Source organism: Candidatus Aminicenantes bacterium, from assembly GCA_026393855.1.
Taxonomy (GTDB): domain Bacteria; phylum Acidobacteriota; class Aminicenantia; order Aminicenantales; family UBA4085; genus UBA4085.
This window is the reverse complement of record JAPKZJ010000133.1, coordinates 1-10,401: the sequence shown is the minus strand read 5'-3', so window position 1 is coordinate 10,401 and position 10,401 is coordinate 1. Positions and strand designations below refer to the sequence as shown.

Genomic DNA, 10,401 nt, shown 5'->3' with positions numbered 1-10,401 from the left:
TTTTACCGGCCAGGACCTCTTCAACCAGATCGACGGCGGAGCCGAGCTCTTTCTCGAGTTCGGGTTCGCCAGGATGCGCCTGCAGGCCTTCGCCCGGGGCAAGTCTGAGCTGACTCTTAACGCTTACGAGATGGAGAGCGCCGCCTCTGCTTTGGGCATCTACTTGATGAAGATGGGGAAGGAAACGCCTTTTGCCGAAGTCGCGGCCCGCAATTCCAGCGAAGAAGTCCAGTTGACGGTCGTCAAAGGCCGCTTTTTCGTCCAAGTCGACAACCTCGGAGACGTCCCCGCCGCCAAAGCCGAGGCCGTGGCCCTGGCCAATACCTTTCTAGCCGGGGTCCCTATGGGCTTCAGCCTTACTTCACGTTCGGGGAAGGGGATATCCTCGGGCTCGGCGGGAAGGTTTTTGGTGCCTTGGCCGAATATCGGATGCCCGACGGGATGTCGTTCACCCGTTTGATCGTTCCTTATCCGGACCGGGAAACGGCTTCCGCGGCCCTGGCTTTTCTGCGGGCCAACCTGGACAGCTACATCAAAGTCACGTCCGACCGAGCCGACGGCTTCGATTTCGCGGATTTCCAGTCCCAGGCCGGGAAAGTGAGGAAGGAAGCCGGCGTTTTGGACATCCGGTTCAAGCTGAAGGCCGGCCTGCCCGTCGGGGGAACAATCCCGGCCGGGGATTGACAGGCCGCCGGCTCGGCTTAAGCTGTGAGAGAGAGCCGCGGAGCCGTTCTAGCGAAGCAACGGGAAGAAGGGGCATCGGATGGCAGTTCTTAAGCGTTGGACGGTTATTCTGGTCATGGGATGGGGGTTGGTTCTCGCAACAGGCGCCGAAGAGAACCGACGAGTACAATTCGGCCTTACGGGGGGATGGGCCTGGGGGACGAGCTGGGAGTTCGGCTGGAAGTTCCGGGGGCACTCCAATCAATACGATGGACTCAGGTATCATCTCGGCGCCTTCGCCCAGCTGCCGCTTGTGCGTCCTTTCGGGGCGCAGCTGGCTGTTGACTACCAGGCCGCGAGAAACGAGATGACCTGGTACTTCAGCGTGCCCGGCCCAGTCTATTCCTCCGCCGAGCCGTTCCATTTCCTCTCAGTCTCCTTAAACGTCGTCGTTGAACTCCCGATCGGAAGACGGTGCGGGATCTATGCCCTGGGCGGCGGAGGTCCGTCCTGGGGAGATTGGGTCAACCACTTCGAAGGGATCTATTTCCATGTCGACGGAGGGCTGGGTGTCCGCTTGGCGTTGTCTCCGAAGCCGCAGTCTCCGTTCCTGATTCTGGGCGGAGTGTTCCGGCACCTGTTCGATACGGGCGATTGGTCGTCCTTGAAAGCTTCGTATCTTCGGTTTCTCATCGGGATCGGGATTTGACGCGTACCGGCGGTCCGCTCCATTGGGGGACCGATCTCAGCGCCGAAATCGCCCTTCATCCTAAAGGCCCGTTCTGGCTGGGGTTTGAGATCGGGTTCCTTTCCGCCGGCCGATCGAGCCAGCGGACGTCGGAGAATGAGGAATATTGGCCGGGGGGAGTTATTACGGGCGATGGCGGGAGACCCTGCGCCTTTGCTGGAAGCTCGGCCCCCGCGTCTGGATCTCGGTCGAGGTCCTGGCTCGATACGCCGTCCTGAACGGTCCGAAAGGCCGATTGACTGCGAACGCTATCGTATCGGATGGTTCGGTCTTTTGGTGCGGCGCGGGTCGCGGTCTTGAGATCGCCGCTGCCGATCATCGTCGTGGCCATTAATGCCCCCCGCGGGGCTTGATCATCGACTCGCATTTCCAGCCCTTTTCCCGCGTTCGGTTTCAGTCGTTTGCCGGACGGATGGCCCGCAGCGAGATCGCCGTCGCGGCGGCCAGGATGACCGCCCCCCCGAGCAAAGTTCGAGCGGAGGGCGCCTCTCCCAGAAAGGCCAGGGCCAAAACGATCCCGTAGACCGGCTCGAGCGAGGCGATGATGCTGGCGGTCAGGGCCGGAATGATCCGCATCCCGTCGATAAACAGGGTATGGGCGCCGGCCGTGCAGACGATGCCGAGCATCGCCAGGAGCCCGATATCCCCGGCCGAAAGGACGGGACGGATGATGAAAAGCGTGGGCAGGAGGACCAAAGCGGCGATGGCGTCCTGCCGGAAGGCGATGACGACGCTGTCGTAGCGGGCCGTCAGCCGCCGGTTGAGGACGCTCAACAGGGCGAACGTCAGGCCGGCCCCGAGCCCGAGGATGACTCCCCGGAAGACGCTCTCCGTCCAGGAGAAGCGGGGGATGATCAGGAAGATACCCAGCCCGCACAATCCGGAGAAGAAGAGCGAATATGAATCGAGCCGCTTCTTGGACAAAGCCGGCTCCAAAAAGGCCGTGAATACAGGGAAGCTCGAATAGGCGAGAAGCCCCACGGCCACAGTCGAAACCTGGACCGAGAGAAAGAACAGCGTCCAATGGCCGGCCAGCAATATCCCCAGGCCGGCGAACAGCCATTGGTCGCCGCGGGATATCCGCCGCCGCGGGCCGCCCCGGACGAGCAGGACGAGCCCCAAGGCCAGGCTGGCGAAGACGACCCGGCCCAGGACGATGATCAGGGGGGAAACGGCCAGCCACTTGCCGAACAAGCCAGCCAGCCCGAAAAGGAGCACGGCACCGTGGATTTCAAGGAGGGGATAAGTCCGGCCGGTGCGGTTCATTTAATCAGCCCGAGGAGGGTGAACAATCCAAGAAGAACCGGCTGGTGGATGACGTAAATCCACAGCGAATAGCGGCCCGCAATGTTGACTAGCGGAACGGGAGACAGGGGCGGCAAGAGGCTTTGCCTCGGGCTATAGAATGCCTTGCCGGCCGCGGCCCCGACCAGGAACACGCCGAACCAGGGGAGGAGGGGGAAATAGTCGAACGACGAGAAGGTGTCGCTGAAGACGCCGAAGGGCAGGAGCCAGTCAAACCGGATAGGCACGTTTTTGAGGGCCAACGGGACAGTGATCGTGAGGCCGAAGATAAAGCCGGCCGCCGCCAGGCAGGTCAGGGGCTTGGCCCGTTCCAGGATCAGGCCGTAGAGCAGGAGGCTCACTCCGAGGCAATGGAGGATGCCGAAGAAGATCGTTTCCTCGCGGTTGAAGACGAAGCTGGCCGCGGTGACCAGCAGGGCCACCGCCAGCAGCTTGAGCCCCCGGCGGATATTGGAGCGGGTCAAGGTTCCGCTGATCCCGCAAAGGGCCACGAAGAGCCCGGCGAAGAAGCTGACCAGGAACTGAAACGGAGGGGATTGAAGGTTGACCCGGATTCCCAGAACCGTGCGGACCCCGGCCAGCTCGACCAGGTCGTAGCCGAAGTGATAGGCCACCATCAGGAGGATGGCGACGCCGCGCAGAAAGTCGATCTCCCAGATCCGATTCCCGGCCTTGGCGGGAGGCAAGGGCCGTTCGATCGATAGGGCCATGGGGATGTGTTCTCAGCCGAATTATAGCGGGTCCGGGCGGCGGACTCCAGGCCGAAAATGTCTTTGCGGCCGCCCGCGGACCTGTGATAATCTATAGCGTCCCGGAACAGACGGATCGCCCTGTCCCGAGGGAATCAACAGGCTCATGCAATACTTGGTTTACGCCCGCAAGTACCGGCCGAAGACGTTCGAGGAGATGATCGGCCAGAAGGCCGTCGTTCGCACTCTGCAGAACGCCCTTGCTAATAACAGGATAGCCCAAGCTTATATCTTTTCCGGCATGCGCGGCGTCGGCAAGACGACCGCCGCCCGCATCCTGGCCAAGGCCCTCAACTGCGAGAAGGGGCCGACCCCGACCCCCTGCAACGTCTGCGAGAGCTGCCGCGAGATCGATGAGGACCGCTCCCTGGACGTCCTGGAGATCGACGGAGCCTCAACACGTGGCATCGATGACATCCGCTCGCTCCGCGACTCGGTCCGCTACAAGGCCATGCATAGCCGGACTAAAGTCATTTATATTGACGAGTTCCATCAGATAACAGGACCTGCTTTTCAAGCCCTTCTTAAAACGCTCGAGGAGCCTCCTCCACAGACGGTCTTCATCTTTGCCACGACCGAGTTCCACAAAGTCCCGGCTACCATCGTTTCCCGCTGTCAGCACTTCGAGTTCAAGCGGGTTTCCCACCGCGAGATCGTCAACCACCTTAACGTCATCGCCGGCAAGGAGGGCCTGACCGTCACGCCCTACGGCCTGGGGCTGATCGCCGAAGCTTCGGAGGGGTCCATCCGCGACGCCCAGAGCCTGCTGGACCAGGCGGTGGCTTTCTGCGGCGAGACGATCGGCGACGCCGAGATCAAGGAGATCCTGGGAGTCGTCAGCCGCGACCTTCTGTTCGCCTTCTCCGCGGCCGTGCAGGACGGGAGGGCGGACCTGGTCTTCGGACTGACCGAGAAGGCGGTCGAGGCGGGCCACGACTTGCGCTTCTTTTACAAGGAGCTGGTCCAGCACTTCCGAAACCTGCTTTTAGTGCGCACGGTCGAAGCGGCCCAGGACCTCCTGCTTGTCGCCGCCGAAGACATGGTCCGGCTTAAAGCCGAGGCCGAGAAGGCGCCCCCCGAGGAATGGCTGCGGCGCCTGCAGGCCCTGCAGGCGGCCGAGGGCGGACTCAAGTTCGCTTCCCATCCCCAGATTTATTTCGAGACCGTCATGGTCCGTCTCTGCCACTTCCGCCGGCTCGTCGCCGTGCAGGACATCCTGCGGGAGATCGAGATCCTCAAGGCGGGAAGCGGGGACGGGGGGACCGGTCCGCGCCGGAACCCGGCCGCGGATTCTCCTCGGCCGGCCCCGCGGATGACCCCGATCCCCACGGCGACGATCCGGACCGGCCCCGCGCCGGCCGGGCCGCGGCCCGAGCCGCCCGCGCCGCGCGCGATCCCCGCCGCGGAGCCCCGCCCGCCCGCCCGGACCGCCGAACCGGCGGCCCCCGCGCCCGGCCGCGATTCCGACCGGGAGGCGGCCCTCAAGGACCCTTCCCTGCGCCTGTTCATGGACAAGTTCAAGGCCCGCATCGTGTCCGTGGACAACAAGCCCAAGCTGCCGGACGAGGAGACCTGACATGATGAAAGGCATCGGCGACCTCAATAAAATGCTCAAGACGGCCAAGGAGATGCAGGAGCGGATGCAGAAGGAGATGGCCGAAATGCGGGTTGAGGGAACAAGCGGAGGCGGCATGGTCGTCCTGACCGTGGACGGCCAGAAAAACCTGATGTCCCTCAAGCTCGACCCCGAGGTTGTCAACAAGGACGACGTCGACATGCTCCAGGACCTCATCGTGGCCGCCTTCAACGACGCCGCGGCCAAGGTCGACGATCAGATGTCGCAGAAGATGGGGGCCATGGGTGCGGGGCTTAAAATCCCGGGGATGTCCTGATGACGGAAGCCGCCCAGCCGCTGAACCGCCTGATCGAAGAGCTGCGGCGGATTCCCAGCATCGGGGCCAAGACCGCCCAGCGCATCGCCTTCCACATCCTGGCCCAGCCGGCGGCCGAGGCGGAAGCCCTGGCCGAGAGCATCCGCGAGGTCAAGAAAAGCCTGTTCCCCTGCTCCGTCTGCAACAACATCACCCACGTCGACCCGTGCGCCTTCTGCTCCGATCCGTCGCGTGCGGACGACGCGCTCTGCATCGTCGAAGAGCCCTTCAACATCGGGACGATCGAGAAGACGGGAGTTTTCCACGGACGCTACCACGTCCTGCTGGGGACACTGGCGCCCATGAAAGGGGTCGGCCCCGAGGACCTCAAGCTGGACAAGCTGGTCAAGCGCCTTTCGGGAAGCGGCGTCCGGGAAGTCATCATTGCCACCAATCCGACCGCGGACGGCGAGGCGACCGCCCACTTTCTGGTCCGGATGCTCTGTCACCTGCCGCTCAAGATGACCCGGCTGGCCATGGGCCTGCCGGTCGGCTCGGACATCGACTACGCCGACCAGGTCACGATGCGCAAGGCTCTGGAAGGCCGGACGGAGATGAAAGACTAGCTTTTTTCCCAATAAATTTCCGACGCCGCCGCGCGCGGCGCCAAAGAGGAGTGTCCGATGAAGAAAAATTTCAAGACGATCGACGGAAATACCGCGGCGACGCATGTTGCTTACGCGTATTCCGAAGTCGCGGCCATCTATCCGATCACCCCGTCCTCGACGATGGGCGAACTGGCCGACGAGTGGTCGGCCGCCGGCCGCAAGAACATCTGGGGCCAGAAAGTTGATGTCGTCGAGATGCAGTCCGAGGGCGGCGCCTCCGGCGCGGTCCACGGCTCGCTCTCGGCCGGCGCCCTGACCACGACGTTCACCGCGTCGCAGGGCCTGATGCTGATGCTGCCCAACATGCACAAGATCGCCGGCGAGATGCTGCCGACGGTCTTCCTGGTCTCGGCCCGCTCCCTGGCCTGCCAGTCGCTGTCGATCTTCGGCGACCACAGCGACGTCATGGCCGCCCGCAACACCGGCTTCGCCATGACCTGCGCGGGCTCGGTCCAGGAGGCCCAGGACCTGACCATCGTGGCCCACCTGGCCGCCCTGCGGACCAAGATCCCCTTCCTCCACTTCTTCGACGGCTTCCGGACCTCGAACGTCGTCGAGAAGGTCGACCAGGTCTCCTACGAAACCCTGGCCGGGCTGTTCGAGCCCCAGTACCTGGAGGATTTCCGCCGCCGCTCGCTCAACCCCGAGCGGCCCATGATGAAGGTCGGCCAGCAGAACCCGGACGTCTACTTCCAGGGCCGCGAGACGATCAACAAGGACTACCTGGAAGCCCCGGCCCTCGTCCAGCACTATATGGACAAAGTGGCCCAGGCCATCGGCCGGCAGTACCACTTGTTCGACTACTTCGGCGCCCCCGACGCCGAGGCCATCATCATCATGATGGGCTCGGGCGCCGAAACGGCCGAGGAAACAATCAATTACCTTAACGCCCATGGGGCCAAGCTGGGCCTGGTCAAGGTCCGCCTCTACCGGCCGTTCGACGTGGCCGCGCTGGCCGCCGCCCTGCCCAAAACGGTCAAGCGGATCGCGGTCCTCGACCGGACCAAGGAGCCCGGCGCCATCGGCGAGCCGCTCTACCTCGATATCGTGGTGGCCCTGGAAGGCCGCGGCCTCAAGATCATCGGCGGCCGCTACGGCCTGTCCTCCAAGGAGTTCACGCCGGCCATGGTCAAGGCCGTCTACGACCACCTGGCCGGGAAGGCCAGCCACGGCTTCACCGTGGGCATCAACGACGACGTCACCCACACCTCGATCCCGGTCGGCCCGGTCCTCGACACCGAGCTTCCCGGCACGGTCCGCTGCAAATTCTGGGGCTACGGCTCGGACGGCACGGTCGGCGCCAATAAAAACTCGATCAAGATCATCGCCGACAACACCGAGATGTACGGCCAGGGCTACTTCCAGTACGACTCCAAGAAGTCCGGCGGCGTCACGATCTCGCACCTCCGCTTCGGCAAGAGCCCGATCCAATCTCAGTACTTCCTGAACACGGTCGACTTCGTGGCCCTCCATAAGCCCTCCTACATCGGGCGGCTGGACATCCTGGAGGGAATCCGCGAAGGCGGCATCTTCCTGATCAACTCCGATTGGAAGGCCTCGGAAGTCTTCGCGAACCTGACCGAGGACTTGCAGAGGACGATCATCGATAAGAAGGTCAAAGTCTACACCATCGACGCCCTCAAGATCGCCGGCGAGCTGGGCCTGGGCCTGCGCATCAACTCGATCATGCAGGCCTGCTTCTTCAAGCTCTCGGGTGTCCTGCCCGGGGACGAGGCCATCGCCCTGATCAAGAAGGCTATCGAGAAGACCTATGGCCGCAAGGGCCAGGACGTCGTCAAGATGAACTGGGACGCCGTCGACCGCGCCGCGTCCGGCCTGGAAGAGGTTCCCGTCCCGGCCAAGATCGCCAAGTCCGCCCCGATGCTCAAGCTTATTCCGGACGACGCCATCGCCTTCGCCAAGGAGGTCATCGACCCGGTCACCCGCTTCAAGGGCGACAGCCTGCCGGTGTCCAAGATGTCCTTCGACGGCACCATTCCAACCGCCACCTCCCGGCTGGAGAAGCGCGGCATCGCCACGGAGTGCCCCAAATGGCTGCCCGAGAACTGCACCCAGTGCAACCAGTGCTCTTTCGTCTGCCCCCACGCCACTATCCGGGCCAAGCAGATCGCCCCGGAGGACCTCAAGGCCGCACCCGCGGGCTTCGCCGTCCTCAAGTCCAACACCAAGAACGACCGCGGTCTGCAGTACCGCGTCCAGGTCTACGTTGAGGATTGCGTCGGCTGCGGCTCCTGCGCCCAAGTCTGCCCGGCCAAGACCAAGGCCCTGGTCATGACCCCCATCGCCGAGTTGCGCGCGGCCGGCGAGACCCAAAAGGCCGAGTTCTTCGACAAGCTGCCCGACAACGTCCTGGACGGCATCAAGCCCGAAACGCTCAAGGGCAGCCAGTTCCTGCGGCCCCTGTTCGAGTTCAGCGGCGCCTGCGCCGGCTGCGGCGAGACACCCTACGTCAAGCTGGCCACCCAGCTCTACGGCGAACGGATGATCATCGCCAATGCCACCGGCTGCTCCTCCATCTACGGCGGCACCTTCCCGACGTCGCCCTACTGCGTCAACGTCGAGGGCAAGGGCCCGGCCTGGGGCAACTCGCTGTTCGAGGACAACGCCGAATACGGATTCGGCATGCGGCTGGCGGTCGATGCCAATCGCCGGCTGCTGCTGGCCTCGATCGATGCGGCCCTTGCCGCGGGCGTTGTTCCCGCCTTGGCCGAGGCCCTGATCAAGATGAAAGCGGCCTGGGCGAACGTCGGCGAAGAAGCCAAAGCGGCGGCCAAGGCGGTCGTGGCGGCCTTGCCCGAGGCTCTCAAGGCTCCCGGGGCGGCCAAGACGCACCTGACCAAGATCGACGAGCTCAAGGATTTCCTGGTCGAGAAGAGCGTCTGGTGCATCGGCGGCGACGGCTGGGCCTACGACATCGGCTACGGCGGCCTGGATCATGTCCTGGCTTCGAACCGCAACGTCAACGTCCTGGTCCTCGACACCGAAGTTTACTCCAACACCGGCGGCCAGGCCTCCAAGTCCACGCCGACCGGTTCGGTGGCCAAGTTCGCCGCCTCGGGCAAGAAGACCTCCAAGAAAGACCTGGGGCGGATGGCCATGGCCTACGGCTACGTCTACGTCGCTTCGGTGGCCATGGGCGCCAATATGAACCAGTGCCTCAAGGCCTTCCAGGAAGCGGAAGCCTTCCCCGGCCCCTCGATCATCATTGCCTACTCGCCGTGCATCAACCACGGTATCGACATGCGCAAGTCCCAGGCCGAGGAAAAGCTGGCCGTCGACACCGGCTACTGGATCCTCTACCGCTACAACCCGCTGCTGGCCAAGGAGGGCAAGAACCCGCTCCAGCTCGACTCGCGCGAGCCGAAGCTCGAGTATGACGTCTTCCTGAAGAACGAGGTCCGCTACCGGACCCTGACCCAGCAGTATCCCGAGATCGCCAAGGAGCTCTTCGCCCAGGCCGCGGATCAGGCCAAGAAGCGCTTCGAGTCCTACAAGAAGATGGCGGAGTAAGCTCCGCCCCGCATCGTTTTGCCGCGGCCGCTCCGGGCTTCCCCGGGGCGGCCGTTTCATTTTAGGTCATCTCCCATCTCCGGGAAATGAACGCAGATGGGGTATCGGCCAACGGCGAAATCGCGAGGCCGGCGCCTTTTTCCATAGTTATCTGAGGGAAGCCAACGGCCGCCGAGGGCTGTTTGAGCACGCGACGATCCAACGGAAACGAAAGGGAGTGGGTGGCCAAGAAGACCGGGTGATCTGGAATGCGCAGTTCCGAGGCGCCGAAGAGAACTGTGGGAAAAGGCGAGAAGAGGCCGAAGCCGCCGGGCCGATACCCCAGATGCGTTTCCCGAGATGGGAGATGACCCTTTTATTTCCGGACCGGGGAATCTGGTAGAATGGGAGCCGCCGGCCAGGAGGTTTCCATGACCACTCGCAGGGAGTTCATCAAGACGGCGGCGGCGATTGCAGGCGGCGCGGTCCTGCCCGGAGCATGCGCAACCGGGCGGTGGTCTCCGACGACGAGCGCCGCGGTTTCCAAGAGCCGGGTCGTTTCGGCAGCCGCCGAGGATATGCTGATTGAGAGCCGGTACAATCCCGCCGCGATCGGCCGGGCCTTTGCCGCCGGCATGAAAGAGCTGACGGGGGAGAAGACCGAGGCGGCGGCCTGGGCTTCGCTCTTCTCGCCCGACGACGTGGTCGGGATCAAGATCAACTGCCTCGGCGCCCCCCGCGTTTCTTCTTCGATCGAGTCGGTCAACGCGGTTGCGGCCGGGCTTAAGAGCGCCGGAGTCAAGGATAACGCCGTCATTGTCTGGGACCGCCTCGACCGCGAGTTCCAGCGGACCGGCCTGACCCTCAACAAAGGCCCGGTCGGCATG

Annotated in this window: 10 protein-coding genes; 8 read left to right on the top strand and 2 right to left on the bottom strand. The window is 63.8% G+C overall.

All coding sequences use genetic code 11. The annotated features are described in order from the left end of the window. The 3 genes from NTZ26_15615 to NTZ26_15605 form a co-directional block, all read left to right on the top strand. Positions 1–460: hypothetical protein (locus NTZ26_15615; protein ID MCX6561922.1), on the top strand; the 460-nt coding region annotated here is incomplete at its 5' end. Further along, complete coding sequence (locus NTZ26_15610) at positions 442–684, top strand: hypothetical protein (protein ID MCX6561921.1); 243 nt, start codon at positions 442–444, stop codon at positions 682–684. The genes NTZ26_15615 and NTZ26_15610, both read left to right, overlap by 19 nt. A gap of 79 nt (positions 685–763) precedes the next feature. Then, positions 764–1,372: a hypothetical protein gene (locus tag NTZ26_15605; protein ID MCX6561920.1), complete on the top strand. Its 609-nt coding sequence runs from the start codon at positions 764–766 to the stop codon at positions 1,370–1,372. 432 nt (positions 1,373–1,804) lie between these two features. Here NTZ26_15605 and NTZ26_15600 read toward each other — a convergent pair whose 3' ends face one another. Next, complete coding sequence (locus NTZ26_15600; GenBank protein MCX6561919.1) at positions 1,805–2,677, bottom strand: DMT family transporter; 873 nt, start codon at positions 2,675–2,677, stop codon at positions 1,805–1,807. Further along, positions 2,674–3,426, bottom strand: a complete 753-nt coding sequence (locus NTZ26_15595; protein MCX6561918.1) for a heparan-alpha-glucosaminide N-acetyltransferase — start codon at positions 3,424–3,426, stop codon at positions 2,674–2,676. The genes NTZ26_15600 and NTZ26_15595 overlap by 4 nt, the downstream gene beginning before the upstream one ends. Before the next feature lie 145 nt (positions 3,427–3,571). On the opposite strand from NTZ26_15595, the gene dnaX reads away from it, so the two are divergent. The 5 genes from dnaX to NTZ26_15570 form a co-directional block, all read left to right on the top strand. Beyond that, positions 3,572–5,041 (top strand): DNA polymerase III subunit gamma/tau, encoded by a 1,470-nt coding sequence (gene dnaX, locus NTZ26_15590; GenBank protein MCX6561917.1) that lies wholly within the window; start codon positions 3,572–3,574, stop codon positions 5,039–5,041. A gap of 4 nt (positions 5,042–5,045) precedes the next feature. Beyond that, positions 5,046–5,357, top strand: a complete 312-nt coding sequence (locus tag NTZ26_15585; protein MCX6561916.1) for a YbaB/EbfC family nucleoid-associated protein — start codon at positions 5,046–5,048, stop codon at positions 5,355–5,357. Further along, positions 5,357–5,962 (top strand): recombination mediator RecR, encoded by a 606-nt coding sequence (gene recR, locus NTZ26_15580; protein MCX6561915.1) that lies wholly within the window; start codon positions 5,357–5,359, stop codon positions 5,960–5,962. The genes NTZ26_15585 and recR overlap by 1 nt, the downstream gene beginning before the upstream one ends. A 57-nt stretch (positions 5,963–6,019) precedes the next feature. After that, positions 6,020–9,535, top strand: a complete 3,516-nt coding sequence (nifJ, locus tag NTZ26_15575; protein MCX6561914.1) for a pyruvate:ferredoxin (flavodoxin) oxidoreductase — start codon at positions 6,020–6,022, stop codon at positions 9,533–9,535. A 410-nt stretch (positions 9,536–9,945) separates the two neighbouring features. After that, a partial coding sequence (locus NTZ26_15570) for a twin-arginine translocation signal domain-containing protein (GenBank protein MCX6561913.1) occupies positions 9,946–10,401 on the top strand: 456 nt, incomplete at its 3' end.